The sequence below is a fragment of the Roseobacter sp. TSBP12 genome, assembly GCF_009129705.1.
Taxonomy (GTDB): Bacteria; Pseudomonadota; Alphaproteobacteria; order Rhodobacterales; family Rhodobacteraceae; genus Celeribacter; species Celeribacter baekdonensis_A.
The window spans coordinates 164597-180410 of record NZ_PYIB01000004.1; the positions used below are offsets into that span (position 1 = coordinate 164597).

General features: G+C 59.4%; 14 protein-coding genes. 7 read left to right on the forward strand and 7 right to left on the reverse strand.

Going from position 1 to position 15814, the window contains the following annotated elements:
- The first annotated feature begins 33 nt into the window (after nucleotides 1-33).
- Nucleotides 34-804 (forward strand): DUF2189 domain-containing protein, encoded by a 771-nt coding sequence (locus tag C8029_RS01825; RefSeq protein ID WP_009571475.1) that lies wholly within the window; start codon nucleotides 34-36, stop codon nucleotides 802-804.
- Between the two features lie 15 nt (nucleotides 805-819).
- Here C8029_RS01825 and C8029_RS01830 read toward each other — a convergent pair whose 3' ends face one another.
- From C8029_RS01830 to bcp, 6 genes are all read right to left on the reverse strand, one after another.
- The gene (locus C8029_RS01830; RefSeq protein ID WP_152002111.1) at nucleotides 820-1716 is read right to left on the reverse strand and encodes a DMT family transporter; all 897 of its coding nucleotides are present in this window, start codon (nucleotides 1714-1716) and stop codon (nucleotides 820-822) included.
- A 96-nt stretch (nucleotides 1717-1812) separates the two neighbouring features.
- Complete coding sequence (locus C8029_RS22640) at nucleotides 1813-1947, reverse strand: hypothetical protein (RefSeq protein ID WP_269771040.1); 135 nt, start codon at nucleotides 1945-1947, stop codon at nucleotides 1813-1815.
- A gap of 266 nt (nucleotides 1948-2213) precedes the next feature.
- A complete protein-coding gene (locus tag C8029_RS01835) occupies nucleotides 2214-2750 on the reverse strand; it encodes a bactofilin family protein (protein ID WP_009571473.1) in 537 nt (178 codons plus the stop codon).
- Nucleotides 2740-4044: a M23 family metallopeptidase gene (locus C8029_RS01840; protein WP_009571472.1), complete on the reverse strand. Its 1305-nt coding sequence runs from the start codon at nucleotides 4042-4044 to the stop codon at nucleotides 2740-2742. The genes C8029_RS01835 and C8029_RS01840 overlap by 11 nt, the downstream gene beginning before the upstream one ends.
- A gap of 298 nt (nucleotides 4045-4342) precedes the next feature.
- Nucleotides 4343-5194: a ferritin-like domain-containing protein gene (locus C8029_RS01845; protein WP_009571471.1), complete on the reverse strand. Its 852-nt coding sequence runs from the start codon at nucleotides 5192-5194 to the stop codon at nucleotides 4343-4345.
- Nucleotides 5191-5649, reverse strand: coding sequence for a thioredoxin-dependent thiol peroxidase (gene bcp / locus C8029_RS01850; RefSeq protein WP_009571470.1), 459 nt, complete (start codon nucleotides 5647-5649; stop codon nucleotides 5191-5193). The genes C8029_RS01845 and bcp overlap by 4 nt, the downstream gene beginning before the upstream one ends.
- A gap of 131 nt (nucleotides 5650-5780) precedes the next feature.
- On the opposite strand from bcp, the gene C8029_RS01855 reads away from it, so the two are divergent.
- From C8029_RS01855 to C8029_RS01880, 6 genes are all read left to right on the forward strand, one after another.
- Nucleotides 5781-9239, forward strand: a complete 3459-nt coding sequence (locus tag C8029_RS01855) for a YhdP family protein (RefSeq protein WP_152002112.1) — start codon at nucleotides 5781-5783, stop codon at nucleotides 9237-9239.
- 25 nt (nucleotides 9240-9264) lie between these two features.
- Nucleotides 9265-10338, forward strand: a complete 1074-nt coding sequence (gene queA / locus C8029_RS01860; protein ID WP_152002113.1) for a tRNA preQ1(34) S-adenosylmethionine ribosyltransferase-isomerase QueA — start codon at nucleotides 9265-9267, stop codon at nucleotides 10336-10338.
- A gap of 85 nt (nucleotides 10339-10423) precedes the next feature.
- Entirely contained in the window at nucleotides 10424-11716 is a 1293-nt protein-coding gene (locus C8029_RS01865; RefSeq protein WP_009571467.1) for an MFS transporter, read from the forward strand.
- A 119-nt stretch (nucleotides 11717-11835) separates the two neighbouring features.
- On the forward strand, nucleotides 11836-12444 hold the full coding sequence (locus tag C8029_RS01870) for a DUF924 family protein (protein ID WP_009571466.1): 609 nt from the start codon (nucleotides 11836-11838) through the stop codon (nucleotides 12442-12444).
- A 280-nt stretch (nucleotides 12445-12724) separates the two neighbouring features.
- On the forward strand, nucleotides 12725-14134 hold the full coding sequence (lpdA, locus tag C8029_RS01875) for a dihydrolipoyl dehydrogenase (protein ID WP_009571465.1): 1410 nt from the start codon (nucleotides 12725-12727) through the stop codon (nucleotides 14132-14134).
- Nucleotides 14135-14280: 146 nt separating this feature from the next.
- Entirely contained in the window at nucleotides 14281-15246 is a 966-nt protein-coding gene (locus tag C8029_RS01880) for a LysR family transcriptional regulator (protein WP_009571464.1), read from the forward strand.
- 74 nt (nucleotides 15247-15320) lie between these two features.
- On the opposite strand, the gene C8029_RS01885 is transcribed toward C8029_RS01880, so the two are convergent.
- Nucleotides 15321-15680 carry a rhodanese-like domain-containing protein gene (locus C8029_RS01885; protein ID WP_009571463.1) on the reverse strand — a complete coding sequence of 120 codons (360 nt, stop codon included), beginning with the start codon at nucleotides 15678-15680 and terminating at the stop codon, nucleotides 15321-15323.
- Nucleotides 15681-15814: the final 134 nt, after the last annotated feature.

The window sequence follows — 15814 nt, forward strand, 5'->3', positions numbered from 1 at the left end:
AGGAGATCGGCGCAGAGCCGACAGGGAGAGTTTATGGAACAGGTTCAGGCGGTGGCTGCGGCCCCGGTGCCCGATGTGGCGCATTTAACGATCTCGGATTTACGCGCCGCCCTGCGCGGCGGCTGGCGCGATTTTCGCCGCGCGCCCGCTTTTGGGATTTTCTTTTCCGCCGTCTATGTGCTGATCGGGTTTGGGTTTGTCCTGTTTGGCGCGGGCACGGTGGCGTGGACCTTTGCCTTCTCGCTGGCCTTCCCGCTGTTTGCGCCCTTTGCCGCCGTTGGCCTCTATGAGGTTTCGCGCCGGATGGAGGCGGGGGCAGTGCTCGATTGGTATCAAGTCCTAAGCGTGGTGAAGGCCGAAAAAGACCGGCAAATCCCGTGGATGGGGGCGATCATCGTCATCTATGTGCTGTTCTGGTCGTTCTTTGCCCATATGCTCTTTGCGCTCTTCATGGGCCTCTCGGCGATGACCAATATCAGCTCTTCCTATGAGGTCTTCTTGACTCCGAACGGTTTGACCATGATCGCGGTTGAACTGGGCGTGGGCAGCCTGTTCGCCTTTTTGCTGTTCTCCCTCACGGTCACGTCCCTGCCGCATCTGTTGGACAAAGAGGTCGATTTCGTCACCGCCATGCTGTTGTCGTTTCGCGTGGTCAAAGACAATTTCTGGGTGATGTTGATCTGGGCCGGACTGATTGCGATACTGTCGATCTTGGCGCTGATCCCGTTGTTTTTGGGCCTGTTCATCGTCTTGCCGGTGATGGGCCATGCAACATGGCACCTCTACCGCCGGGCTTTGGTGTGACCCAGTTGCGCCGGATCAGGCGGCGCGCCGCCGCCGCGAACTGAGCATCAACAACACACCGGCACTGACAATCACTGCGCCCCCCGCCAGTTCCATCGCGTCGGGGCGCTCGCCAAAGACCAGCGCGCCCAGGATCATTGCGAACAACAGGCGCACATAGCGAAACGGCGTGACCACCGACAATTCGCCCATGCGCATCGCCATGGTGATGCCGGTGTAGGCGATCACCCCGACGACCACCGCCACTGACAAAAACGCCAGATCGACCAGCGAGGGCATCACCCACGCGCCGCCCCAGAGCAACAGGATCGCGCCCGAGGGGATAAGCGCGGCAAAGCCCGTGACGCCCAATTGCGCATAGGACAGGATCGGGGGGGCGGCGCGGGTGGCCAGATCGCGCCCGGCAAAACCGATCATGCCCAGCACGGCCAGGATCGACAGCGGCGTAAAGCCCGACAACCCCGGCCTGAGCACCATCAACACACCGACAAAGCCCAGTGCGATCAAGGCCCATCGCAGGGGCGAGACCCTTTCGCGAAAGATCAAGACCCCGGCGGCGGCCACGACCAAAGGCGTGGCTTGTAAAATCGCGGAGGTGGTGGAGAGGGCGGTGAGCGCCAGCGAGAGGGTGAAAAACACCCGCCCCATCATTTCAAACAGGGCGCGAATGGCCATCACGCGGGTGAAGAGGATCGGGTGAAAAATCCGCTCGCGGCGCTGACGGGTCAGCACGGCAAATACCGTCAAACCGCCCAGACCGAACAGGATCAACACTTCGCCCACCGGCACATGCGCGGTGACGTATTTCAGCGCCATATCCTCGATCGAGAACCCGGCCATGGCCATGACCATCAACAGCGCCCCGCGCAGATTTCCGGCTTTGAGAAGGGTCAGGTCAGGGGCGAGGGTCATGGTGGCTCCACTATAGCGTGCACGCCACCATGACCGGGACGACCGTGGGTCTCAAGGGCAAAACAGCTTTGCAGTTTTACGCCAGTACCGCTCAGATCATTTGCCCTTTTTCTTTTCGCCCAAAGACATTGGCTTGGCCGCGCCAAAATTCGCTGTGGCCAAGACCTTGGTCTTTTCTTGCTTCGGCTTTTTGACTTCTTTATTGCCGCGCTTGTTGTCGCCTTTTCCCATGATGATCTCCCATGTCGATATGACCCTCCGGCGACAGGCCGAAGGGGTCTCCCTCAAGAAAATCAGGGTTGCCAGACGGGGGCCTCAAGAGGCGGGGACCAAGCCAGGGCGATGATTTCGGTGAGTCGCAAACGCCGCTCTCTGGGCGGTCGTGCTGACGATAATCTACGCCTGCGTTTGTATCTGCGCAAGTGAGCTGATCCGAGAGCCAGATATGAAAAAGGCGACCCGAAGGCCGCCTTTTAAAAGTCAAATATGAGACCCGATCAGGCGGGTTTGGCCGGTGCGGCGGCCGGTTCCGGTGCCTTCGCAGGCTGGGGTTTCGCCCCGCCGGCTTTCGAGCCGATCGACAAAGGGTCGTCAGCGCGCTGAACCGAGCCTTCAAAATGCGCACCGCTCTCAATCGCGATGGTTTTGTGGATGATGTCGCCTTCGACACGAGCGGTCGAGGTCAGGCGGACTTTCAAGCCACGCACACGACCGACAACACGCCCATTGACCACCACATCATCGGCAATCACTTCGCCTTTGATCATCGCGGTTTCACCAACCGTCAAAAGATGGGCGCGAATGTCGCCCTCAACCGTCCCTTCGATTTGAATATCGCCGGAGGTTTTCAGATTGCCCACGACAGTGAGGTCAGAGGACAGCACCGATGCGGGCGGTTTCGCCTTGGGGGCGGATTGGGAGAAGTCAGGCGCCGGAGTTTTCGGCAAGGCGGGCTTTGCAGCCGCCGCTTCGGGTTTCGTGACATCCTCGCCCTGTTTCGGGCCGGGTTCATTGATCCTGCTTTTAGAAAACATCGTTGGCAGCCTTAATGTAGATCATCGGGTTGACGGCCTTGCCCTGTACGCGGACTTCATAGTGGAGGTGCGTGCCAGTGGAGCGGCCAGAATTCCCCATAGCACCGATTTGCTCCCCACGCGAGACTCTTTGACCAACTTTCACAAGAAGTTGGGATTGGTGAGCATAACGTGTCTCAATTCCAAACTCATGTTGAATTTTTACCAAACGCCCATACCCCGAGGACCAGCCGGAAAATGTCACCACACCATCGGCAGTGGCATAGATCGGCGTGCCGTAAGCGGCGGCAAAATCCGTCCCCTCATGCATTCGCCCCCAGCGCGGGCCAAAGCCCGAAGTGTAACGGAAGCTGTTTTTGAGCGGCAGGGCAAAAGGGGCTTTTTGGGCGGCGATCCGGTAAATGTTGAGCTTGTCCATCTTGTCGATCAACGCATTGGCGCGCATCGAATCCGGGTCCATCATGCCGCCCTTGGTCGAAAATGTGATCGGGGTCAGTGGACCACCCTGACCGGAATAGCCGCGCTTGACCGTGGCGAGCATCGAGTCGACCGGCATCCCGGCGGCTTTGAACATTTTATCAAGCGGAGCGACGGACACGGTCATCGCATCTTCGAGCTGGGTGAAAATACGGTCGTTCTTTTCTTCCATCAGCTTGAGATCGGTTTCCAACACATCGGCCATTTTCATCGCCTGAGACGCGGTCAGGGCCATCTCGTCGCGTTCCGCCGCCGTATCGGCCAGCGCCACGGCCAACACATCGACGGTGCTTTCCATGTCCTGCGGCGTCATCCCCTTGGCCGCATTCGCGTCGCCGTTGAGTTTGGCCAAAACCTGTTCTTCGCTGATCTGCGCTTCGTCGCGGGCTTTCAACGCATCACGCAGATTGGCCTGAACCACATCCACGCCGGTTTCCAGTTCGCGCACACGCTCCTCAGAGGCCAAAAGCTGGGATTGCATGGCGGAGATTTGTTTGAGCGCGGTGTTAAAGCGCTCTTGGGCGGCGGCGGCCTCCGTGGCGCGCATGTCGCGTTCATGGGCCAGTTCCGCCACGCGATTTTCAAACAACACAAGATCACGTCCCGCCTGTTCGCGCAGATTGCCCGACCCGATGCTGTCCATCAAAATGATCGCGGAGGCGACGATCATCCATACGGCGATCAGCGAGGTTCCGGTCACGGCCACCAATTGCGTCAGGGGAGAAAGCCGCAGATAGCGGGTCTCAGAGTCAGACCGCAGAAACACCCGGCGTTCGGGGAGTCTGCGCTCAAGCATGTGATTGAGCTTGTGTATCATTGTTAGGCTAAAACCGTCCTCATTCCCATCTCTATCCGCTTCAGACCTTGTGAACTTTGAGTTTTGCACGTCTTTTGCGTGGCTTTTCCCAAATCGGCACTGACAAAAACAAGCGGTTGCACTCTGTTAGCGAACCAAGTCCAAGCGGGCAACGCTTTTGCCTCCCTGTCGGCGGTTTGGGCGAGCCATGGGCGGGAAATGACTGTTTGTGGGCGGTTTTTTGCCTATGTGAGCGCCACCATAGTGGGCGAATTTGCCCCCCCCCGCGACCGCCTGCCGCAGGGGGGGCCTTGACGCTTTATCGCCAGGCGGCGGGCATCTCATCGGACAGGGGCCAATAGAAATCCGGCGGCATCCCGGCTTCGGCGCGTTTTTCGTCATTAAAGGGTGGCTTGGTGCCCGACGGGAAAAACCGGCGCACAAGGGCGTGAAACTCTTCGGTCGGGTCCAGTCCCTCGCGACCACAGAGAAAGTTAAACCATTTGGCGCCATAGGCGACATGAGACACTTCTTCGGCATAGATCACGTTCATCGCCTCCACCGTTTCGCGGTCTTTGGCGTTTTGGAAAATCTTGATCATGCCCGGTGTCACATCCAAACCCCGCGCCTCCAACACCATCGGCACCACCGCCAGCCGTCCCATGATGTCCTCCACCGTATCCTCGGCGGCGCGCCACATCCCCGCATGGGCAGGCAGGGCGCCATAAAAGGAGCCGAGCGCTTCAAGTCGATCACATATCAGGTTGAAATGTTTGGATTCTTCATCCGCCGCCTTGACCCAGTCGTCATAAAATCCAATCGGAAACGGCACATGGGTGAACCGCGCCACGATGTCCCAATGCAAATCCACCGCGTTCAATTCGATATGGGCAATCGCGTGCAAAATCGCGATCCGGCCTTCGGGACTGCCGGGTTTGCGCCGCGGCACATCGCGCGGGTCGAGCTGTTCGGGCTTGTCCGGGCGCGCCGGTTGCAAGGGCGGGGAGGCCGTGCCGATCTCAATCGGAGTGCCGTTTGGCGCGCGCGACTGTCGCCACATCTCGGCATAGCGGTGGCTGAGCGCGGTTTTCTCGCGCCCATCCGCCGTGCGCAGCACCGCCTCGGCCATTTGCGCCAGCGTCAGCGGCCCTGTGTTCAAAGTCGCGCTCATGCGGTGGCGACCGCAAGAACCTCGTCTGCGTGTCCCGTGACTTTGACCTTGGGCCAGACATGGGCAATTTTGCCGTCTTCATCAATGAGAAAGGTCGCCCGCACGATGCCCCAAAAGGTTTTGCCATACATCTGTTTTTCCGCCCAAACGCCATAGTCTTCGCAGACTGTGCCATTCTCATCGGACAAAAGCGGGATGCCGAGACTGTGTTTGGCGCAGAAATTGTCGTGTTTTTTGACGCTGTCTTTGGAAATGCCAAAAACCTGAATGCCCGCCGCGGCAAAGCCATCTTTGAGGGCGGTGAAATCCAGCGCCTCGGTGGTGCAGCCCGGCGTATTGTCTTTCGGGTAGAAATACAGCACCACTTTGTGCCCGCGCAGATCGGACAGGGCCACATCCGTGCCGCCATCGCGGGGCAGGGTGAAATCCGGGGCCATGGTTCCTTGGTCAAGCATGTCGATCTCCTTATAATGTCGTGTGAACACTTTTACGCGGTGAACAGTTTTACGCGTTGCACAGGCTTTCGGTTTCGTTTTAGGCCGCTTTACGACAAGATAAAACCAACACAAGCCTCAGAGCAGTTAAAATGAGCGAGCGTCCCCCCCCGGATCACACGTCGGAGCAAACGTCTGATCGCACGTCGGGCACCGACCCGGAACACAGCGCGGAGATGTCCGAAGCGCAGACCCCTGTGAGTGCCGCAGAGTCTCTGGCTGCGTCCGCCTCTGTGGACGCCTCCGCTGCGGGCGCGCCGCCCTTGGGGACCGAAACAGGGGAAACCTCCGCCGAGGCTCGCAAGCGCCTGCATCCGGCGCATCGCTTTGGCCTGTGGTCGCTTGCGCTCATGGCCCTTGTGGCGCTGTTCATCGGCATCGCGGTTCTGGCCTTCACCGGGCGGACCATCGTTTTGCCCGACATGATCACCTCGCGCATTGAGACAAAGATCAACTCTGATCTCGATGGCGCCAAAATCTCCATCGGCCGGATCGTGGTCCTGGTCGATAAAACCTTTGTTCCGCGTGTCACCGCCCGCAATGTCGGCTTGATTGATGGCTCTGGCGCAGAAATCGCCCGGCTGAATGAATTGCGTGCGGTGCTCTCAAAAGACGCGCTCAAACAGGGGCGGCTGCGGCCCGACACGCTGCGCCTCTCCGGCGCGCAGGTGACGGTGCGACGGCGAGCTGATGGGACATTTGCCTTGGATTTTGGCGGCGCGCAGGGCACGGCAGGTTCGGCCGCGGAAGTGTTGGAGGCGATTGACCGCGCCTTTTCCACCGAGCCCTTATCGAAAATCTCCCGCGTTGAAGCGCGCGAAATCACTGTCTCGCTGGAAGACGCCCGATCGGGGCGGTTGTGGCAGGCGACAGACGCTGCCGTGATCCTGCTCAACTCGGATGAAAACTTTGACATCACGCTGAATTTCGAACTGTTCAACGGCACCGAAGACCTTTCCGATGTCGAGGTCAGTTTTGCCTCGCAAAAAGGCTCTTTGGCGACGGTCATGTCGCTGAGCATGGACAATGCGCCCACCCGCGATTTCGCCCTGCAAAGCCCGGCTTTGTCGTTTTTATCCGTGGTGGATGCGCCCGTCTCCGCCGCCATGCGCGCCGAATTTGATACAAAGGGGCGGCTGGCGCACTATTCTGGCAAGCTTGCCATTGGCGCCGGTCAGATCGTTGCCGGGGAAGGGGCCAAGCCTTTGGCCTTTGAGGGGGCGAGCGGGTATTTTGACTATGATCCCACCAAAGAACGCATTGAATTTCCTCAGTTCAGCCTCAAAACCGACGCGCTCAACATCAGTGGGCGCGGCCATATTTTGCTGCGTGATTTTGATGGGGCCTGGCCGCAGGTCTTCACCAGCCAATGGCAGCTGTCCGAGCTGAAACTCGCGCCCGATGGCGTGTTCTCCGAACCTTTGGTGTTCGATCAAGGCATGGCCGATCTGCAATTGCGGCTCGCGCCGTTTCGTCTTGAGATTGGCCAGCTTGATCTTAAACAGGGCGATCTATGGCTGCGCGGCACGGGGCGTGCTGCGGCCACGCCGGAGGGCTGGCAGGCTGGGCTTGATCTAAATGTCGATGCTGTGACCAACGCCGAACTCATGGCGCTCTGGCCACCGAAAGCCATCGCCAAAACCCGCGATTGGATGGTCGAAAACATCCGTTCCGCCACTTACCGCGACCTCAATGCGGCGCTGCGGTTTGTGCCGGGACAAAGCGCGCCGACGCTGGCGCTCGATTGGCGTTTTGACGATCTCGACCTGCGCTATATCCCGGCGCAACCGCCGCTTTTGGGCGGGCATGGTTACGGCTCGATTTTTGGCAATGCCTTGACGGTGGTCTTGGATGGCGGCGTAGTCACGCCCCCGATGGGCGGCGCGGTTGATATGGCGGGCACGGTGGTGCGCATCCCCAATATCACCGAAAAACCGGCGCGTTTGGACATCTCGTTGGCCACCCAATCGACGGTTGAGGCGGGGCTGTCCTTGGTGGCGGAAAAACCGTTTTCGGTGCTCAAAGAGGCCGCTTTCGGCCCCGATGTGGCCAAGGGGCAGGCCAGTCTGCGCGGCGCGATTTCCTTTCCGCTCAATAAGATCGTCACCTTTGAGGATGTGAATTTCCTGCTCAATGGCACGCTGAGCGATGTGTCCTCGGATCAGTTGATGCGTGGGCAGGTGCTCTCCGCCGATCAATTGGCGCTGACTGTCGATCCCGCGGGGCTGACCCTTGCGGGGTCGGCACGGATCGGGACGGCACAGGCCGCCGGGCAATGGCGCAAAAACTTCGGTCCCGATCATCGTGGCTCATCGGATATGACCGGGCGGATCACCCTCAATCAGGCGCTTTTGGACACGTTCAAGATCGCTTTGCCGGACGGCACCGTGGCGGGCGACGCGACGGGGAGCCTGTCCGTGGCACTGCGTAAAGGCCAGCCGCCGAAATTCGACATTTCCTCTGACCTCTCGGGCATGCGGCTGAGTTTTGCGCCGCTCAAATGGGGCAAACCCGCCGGAACGCGCGGCACATTTACGATCTCAGGCACGGCGGGCGATCGGCCGGATATCACCAACCTGGCGCTCTCTGCGGCGGGGCTTGAGGCCACGGGCGGGCGGGTGACGTTGACGCCTGAAGGCACACTTGACCGGCTGGATGTGGATCGGTTCAAGCTGGGCGGGTGGCTTGATGTGCCCGCCTCCTTGGTCGGGCAGGGCGCAGGGCAGCCGGTCAAAGTCGAAATCCGCGGCGGGCGGCTTGACCTGCCGGAGGCCACGTTTGGCGGCTCATCGGGGGCGGGCACGGGCGCTGCGATTCCAATAGAGGTGCAGCTTGATCGGTTTGTGATCACCAAGGGCCAGGAGTTGAATGCCTTTTCAGCGCGCCTGTCCCTGGCGGACGGGGTGACAGGGTCTTTCCGGGGCGACCTGAACGGCGCGGGGACCTTGACCGGCACGGTGCGTCCCGGTCCCTATGGCCCAACGATCACCGCAACCTCGAAAGATGCCGGGTCCATCGTGACGGCGGCGGGGGTTTTGGAACGCGCCTCTGGTGGTGAATTGAGTTTTGGCCTGACCGCCTTGCCCGAAGAGGGCAGCTACGACGGGCGAGTGGTGATCCAAGACATCCGGGTGCAGTCCGCCCCGGCGCTGGCCGAGCTTTTGTCCGCGGTCTCTGTTGTCGGTCTGATTGATCAGATGACCGGGGCGGGCGGCATTCAGTTTTCGCAGGTTCAAGGCGATTTCACCCTGCGTCCGGGGCGATTGAGCATCCGCGATGGCACCGCCGAAGGCCCCTCTCTTGGCATTACCCTCGAAGGGCTTTATGACACATCCGCAGGGCAGGTGGACCTTCAAGGGGTCGTCTCGCCCGTCTATTTTATCAATGCTCTGGGGCAGGTCGTGGCACGCAAAGGCGAGGGGCTGTTTGGCTTTACCTATACGCTGACGGGGGATGCCAAATCGCCCGCTGTTGGGGTCAATCCGCTCTCCATCCTGACGCCGGGGGCGTTGCGTGACATCTTTCGTAAAAAGCCCGCCGGGGGCGAGTAACCCAATCCGCCTGAGGTGAGGCCCTATGAAACTGTCTGATTTCGATTTCGATCTGCCTGAGGCTTTGATTGCCACACGGCCCGCCAAACCGCGCTCTTCGGCGCGGCTTTTGGTGGCCACGCCGGACAGTATCACCGATGGTCATGTCACCGATCTTTTGCAATGGTTGCAGCCCGGCGATCGCTTGGTGTTGAACGACACCAAAGTGTTGCCCGCGCGCCTGACCGGCAAACGTGGACGAGATACGGCGCAGGGCTATCAAGAGGCCAGGATCGAAGTGACCCTGTTGGAGCCACAGGCGGAGGCGGGGCATGGCGGGATGATCTGGCGGGCACTGATCAAGCCGCTCAAAAAGATCAAAGAGGGCGAGGTGGTGCGGTTTTCCGATGAACTGTCCGCCACTTTGGTGGCCAAAGACGACGGCGAGGCGATTGTCGCCTTTAACCTCACCGGCGCGGATTTCGACGCCGCTTTGGCCGCTGCGGGCTCCATGCCCTTGCCGCCCTATATCGAGGCCAAGCGCAAAGCCGATGCCCAGGACAAAGAGGATTATCAAACCGTCTGGGCCCGCAATATGGGGGCTGTAGCCGCGCCCACCGCCTCGTTGCATTTCGATGAGCCGCTGCTCCAGGCGCTGGCGCAAAAGGGCGTGGAGTTCACCTATGTGACGCTGCATGTCGGCGCCGGGACGTTTTTGCCGGTCAAGGTCGACAATGTCGAGGATCACAAAATGCATGCGGAATGGGGCGAGGTCTCAGAAGGCGCGGCGCATGAGATCAACACCACCAAGCAAGGCGGCGGGCGGGTGATCCCGGTCGGCACCACGGCGCTGCGGTTGATCGAATCTGCCGCGCCCGCGCCCGGCGTGATCGCGCCGTTTCTGGGCGAGACCGATATTTTCATCAAACCCGGCTATTCGTTCCGCATTACCGACGCGTTGATGACCAATTTCCACCTGCCCAAAAGCACGCTTTTGATGTTGGTGGCGGCGCTGATGGGGCGCGAGCGGATGCGCGCGGTCTATGAACATGCTGTCGCTGAGGGCTACCGGTTCTTTTCCTATGGCGATGCCTCGCTTTTGCTGCCGCAAAGCGACTGAGGGCGAGAGACCCGATTTCTTCGAAACAAGTCCTCGCCGGAAAGCGCGGGTTTCCCTCCTCTTCGAATCCAAATAGGGTCCGGGAATGAAACAAGTTCTCGCCTCCTCCTCGCCGCTCCTGTTGGGCATTCTTTTACTGATGATCGGCAACGGTTTGCAGGGCTCCCTTTTGGGGGTTCGCGGCGGGCTTGAAGGCTTTTCGACTTTGGAAATCTCCATCGTCATGTCAGGCTATTTCCTGGGCTTTTTGGGCGGATCGCGTGCCGCCCCCTTGCTCATTCGCCGTGTCGGTCATGTGCGGGTGTTTGCGGCCCTCGGCTCCTTTATCTCTGCCGCGCTGATTCTGTTCCCGGTGGTCGCGGACCCATGGGTCTGGACCGCTCTGCGGGTCTTGTTGGGGTTCTGTTTTTCCGGCGTCTATGTGACCTCGGAAAGCTGGCTCAACAACGCCGCCTCCAACGAAGTGCGCGGCAAGGCGCTGTCGGCCTATATGCTGGTTCAGATGGTCGGCATTGTCGTTGCGCAGTGGATCTTGTCCCAAGGTGACCCCTCGGGGTTCGTTTTGTTCATCGTCCCCTCGGTCTTGGTCTCGATCTCTTTCGCGCCGATCCTGTTGTCTGTGACGCCCACACCCGCCTTTGAAACCTCCAAACCGATGACCTTCAAAAAGCTGTTTGAAGTCTCGCCCTTGGGCTGTGTCGGCATGTTTTTGATGGGCGGCGTCTTTGCCTCGCAAATGGCGATGGGGGCGGTTTATGCCACTCAGGCGGGGTTTTCTTTGGGCCAAATCTCCACCTTTATCGCCGCGATTTACATTGGCGCCGTGGCGTTTCAAATGCCGATTGGCTGGATTTCGGATCACATCGACCGGCGCAAAGCGATCTTTGGCGTTGCGGGCATGGGCACGGTCGCCTGTCTCGTCGGCATTCTGATTCCCGGCAACTATGTGCTTGTTTTGGGCATCGCTTTTGTCGCGGGCGGGGCGGCAAACCCGCTCTATTCGCTGCTGATCGCCCATACCAATGATTACCTCGATCCCGAAGACATGGCCGCCTCCTCTGGCGGGCTGTTGTTCATCAACGGGGTGGGCGCCGTCGGGGGGCCTCTGATCGCCGGTTGGTTGATGGGCAATATCGGTCCGCGAGGCTATTGGTTGATGCAGGCAGTGCTGATGGGAGGCGTGGCCGCCTATGCGCTGTGGCGGATGACCCGTCGCGCGGCCGTGCCGGTGGATGAAACCACGTCCTATGTCGCTGTGATGCCTTCTGCCTCGCCTGTGGTTGGGGAGATCGCCCAAGAGGTGGCGATTGAACGGGCCGAAGAGGCAAGCCATGAGGATGAGCAGATCACAGGCCTCAAAACGGCTGATGAGGCTTGAGGTTGGCATTTTCAGCAACATTGATAACAAATTACCCTAGGTAATTATAATTAACTTGCGCACCACTCTTTTGGATTGTAACGGTTTCATAACGATGACGCCGTCCAGAGGAGCGACTGATGGCCCAGACTCACACCCAATCCCCGCAGAAAACGCCAGAGGATATTCTTGCCTTTTGGCTGGATGAGTTGACCCCGGCAGATTGGTATAAGGTGGATGAGGCCCTTGACGCGCGCATCCGCGATCAGTTCCTCTCTACTTGGGAAAAGGCCCAGGAGGGCGCCTATTCGCTCTGGCTGACCCATGCCTCCGGCGCGCTGGCCTATATCATTCTCAATGATCAAATGTCGCGGAATATGTTCCGCGGGCAGGGACGCGCCTTTGCCTCGGACCGGATCGCCCTCACCGCCGCCAAGGCCGCGATTGATAAGGGCTGGGACATGCGCATTGATGCGCCCGCACGGCAGTTTTTCTACCTTCCGTTGATGCATTCCGAAAACCTGACCGATCAGGACCGCTGTGTGCGCCTGATGTTTGAACGCCTCTCGGATGAGCCTGACAATCTGCGTCACGCGCAGGCGCATCGCGAAGTGATCCGCATGTTTGGCCGCTTTCCATATCGCAACGCGGCTTTGGATCGGCGCACGACCAACCCCGAGGCGCAATTTATCACCTCCGGCGGCTATGGTACGGTGCTCAAAGACATGGCGGCGGCGCGCGCGGCCTGATCCGGGCGTGGTTTTCCGGGCTTTCAAACCTTCCCGTGTTATCTATGCGTCTACCGCTCAAGCTATGCGCTGAGCGGGACGCAGCCTTTCGGGCTGAGGGGCGCGCGCCCCGTTGCCACGATTTTCAAGATAGTTTAGTATCAAACTAAATTGTTTTGTCGTCGCTCGGGATCGCAGATCAACAGCAATGCGACGGCACGATTGAAATGGCGCGGGCCTTTTCGCTGACCCCAGACGGGAAGGCGAAAAGGCGTTGATTTTGGTTTCGGGAGGACCCTCCATGTCTGACACATTTTCTGGCACATCTTTTGACCTCGTGGTCATCGGCGCGGGCCCTGGCGGCTATGTCGCCGCGATCCGTGCGGCGCAGTTGGGGCTTAAGGTCGCCTGTGTCGAGCGCGAAAACCTCGGCGGGATTTGCCTGAACTGGGGCTGTATCCCGACCAAGGCGCTGTTGCGCTCCGCCGAAGTCTATCACCAAATGCACCGGGCCAAGGAATTCGGCCTCTCCGTTGACAACATCGGTTTTGATCTCGATGCCATCGTCAAACGGTCGCGCGGTGTGGCCAAACAGATGAACGCCGGGATCAAAGGCCTGTTCAAAAAGAACAAGGTCACGTCGATCATGGGCGAGGCCAAATTGGCCGGAAAAGGCAAGGTCTCCGTCAAAACCAATGATGGCAAGGACGAGATCCTGACCGCCAAAAACATCATCGTCGCCACCGGCGCGCGGGCGCGGCAATTGCCGGGGCTTGAGGGCGATGGCGACCGGGTTTGGACCTACCGCGACGCGTTGGTGCCCAAATACATGCCGAAAAAGCTGCTTGTTATCGGCTCGGGTGCCATCGGCATCGAATTTGCCTCCTTCTACAACACGCTTGGCGCTGACACGACTGTGGTCGAAGTCATGGACCGTGTGTTGCCGGTCGAGGACAAAGACATCTCCGCTTTCGCCAAAAAGCAATTCGTCAAACAGGGCATGACCATCCACGAAAAATCCGGTGTCAAACAGTTGGATCGGAGCAAAGACAAGGTCGTCGCCCATATCGAAATCAGCGGTAAAATCGAGAAACACGAGTTTGACACGGTGATTTCCGCCGTCGGCATCGTTGGCAATGTCGAAGGTCTCGGCCTTGAGGAGATGGGCGTCAAAATCGACCGCACCCATGTGGTCACGGACGCTTATTGCCGCACTGGCGTCGAGGGCGTTTACGCCATTGGCGACATCGCGGGCGCCCCGTGGTTGGCGCATAAAGCCTCGCATGAGGGCGTCATGGTCGCCGAACTCATCGCCGGTCTGCACCCTCATGCGATCAAGCCAAACTCGATTGCGGGCTGCACCTATTGTCACCCACAAGTGGCCTCTGTCGGTCTGACCGAAGCCAAGGCGAAAGAGGCCGGATATGAGGTCAAGGTCGGCAAATTCCCCTTTATTGGCAATGGCAAAGCCGTTGCGATGGGCGAGGCCGAGGGTCTGGTGAAAACCGTGTTTGATGCCAAAACCGGCGAGCTTTTGGGCGCGCATATGGTCGGCGCGGAAGTCACCGAAATGATCCAGGGCTACGTCATCGGTCGCGAACTTGAGACCACCGAAGAAGACCTGATGAACACGGTCTTCCCGCACCCGACCATGTCGGAAATGATGCATGAAGCGGTGCTCGACGCCTATGGCCGTGCACTGCATATTTAAGCTGACGCCGCTTTGAGTGAGAAAAGCGCCCCGGCTTCGGGGCGCTTTTTATTTGCAAAACCATATCGTTTCATAAATACATATGGGCAAAGCCTGCAAGATAGCGCGCCCCTTGTGCGCAAATAGATGTGATGTAATGTGTCAATATGACTGACTGGGATTCTCTGCGTTATATTCTCGCCGTTGCGCGTGAAGGTGGCCTGTCTGGCGCCGCCAGAGTGCTGGGCGTGAACCATGCCACCGTGTCGCGGCAATTGGCCAAGGCCGAAGACACTGCCGGAGTGCGGTTCTTCACCCGTCTTGCCTCCGGCCTGCAACCGACCGAAGCGGGGCAGGTGGCGATTGCCCATGCCGAAGAGGTCGAGGCGCGCATGGTCGCGCTCGATATGGCGCTCGCCGCTCGCGACGAGACCGAAGAAGGCGAGTTGAAAGTCACCATCCCGCCGCTTTTGGCCGACAATCATTTCGCGCAGGATCTCAAAACATTCAAAGAGCTGCACCCGGCTATTGATTTGCAAATCGTTGGCGCGACGGAGGTGTTGAACCTGCACCGGCGCGAGGCCGATGTGGCAATCCGGGTGACGCAATCGCCCGAGGAAAGCCTCTGGGGCCGGATGATGTCGTCGCAACGTGCCGGATGGTTTGCCGCCCCGAGTTTCATCGAACAGTATAAAGACGTGATCGAGGGGCGCGATACCGAAACGCATCTGCCTTATATCGCGTTTTTGGCCTGGGCGCAGACCAATCCGACCGCGCTTTTTGCCGATCTGCCAAGCTGTCGGGTGGCGATGCGTACCGATGATATGATCACGGCCATGGCTTTGGCGCGTCAGGGCGTGGGCATGGTTCGCACCGCGCATTTCCTGGGGGACAGCGACCCGCATTTGGTGCGGGTGCCGGGGCTGAAGCTGACCGATCATACGCCGCTTTGGGTCTTGACCCACCCGGACCTGCGCCATGTGCCGCGGGTGACCGAATTCATGCGCTTCATCGCCGGGCGGTTCACCGCGCGCCGGGGCTATTACATGGGCCCGGATGCCAGCTCTGCCGACACGGTCATTCGCCCGGATGGTGCGAAGTTTGAGGGCACGGTGTCTGAGGCCGCAGAATAATCCGTTCAATGTTAGACTGATAAAAGGCGGCCAAATGGTCGCCTTTTCTGTGTTTTACGCGCGGTGAAAGCGCGTTAGACGTTTACAACCTCACCACCAGCGGCGACCCAATTGTGCAGCCCGCCGAGGTTTTGCACATCCTCATGGCCCAGCCGTTTCAACAGGGAGGCGGCATTTGAGGAGCGCGCCCCCGAGGCGCAGTACAGTACCTTGGTAAGTTTCGTGTCTTTGAACGCGGGCAGGCAATCGGGCGAACGCGGATCACATTTCGCCGCAATCACCGTCAGCGGCACATGGATCGCGCCTTTGGCTGTACCCGTCATGTGCAACTCTTGCTTGTCGCGCACATCGACCAAGATCATCGTGCCTTGCGCCAGCCCGGCTTTGACCTCATCCACAGATATTTTCGGCCCACCGCCAAACAATCCAAACATCTCAGTTCACCTTTGCAATCTGTTGCATGTCTTGGCGCTGCTTCTAGGCCTTAGGGCAAGCGTGTGTCTGTGATGAAATCACCAAAGCCCTGTCCGGGCGTGCCGATGGTGGAAAAAACAGCACAGACGCCAAA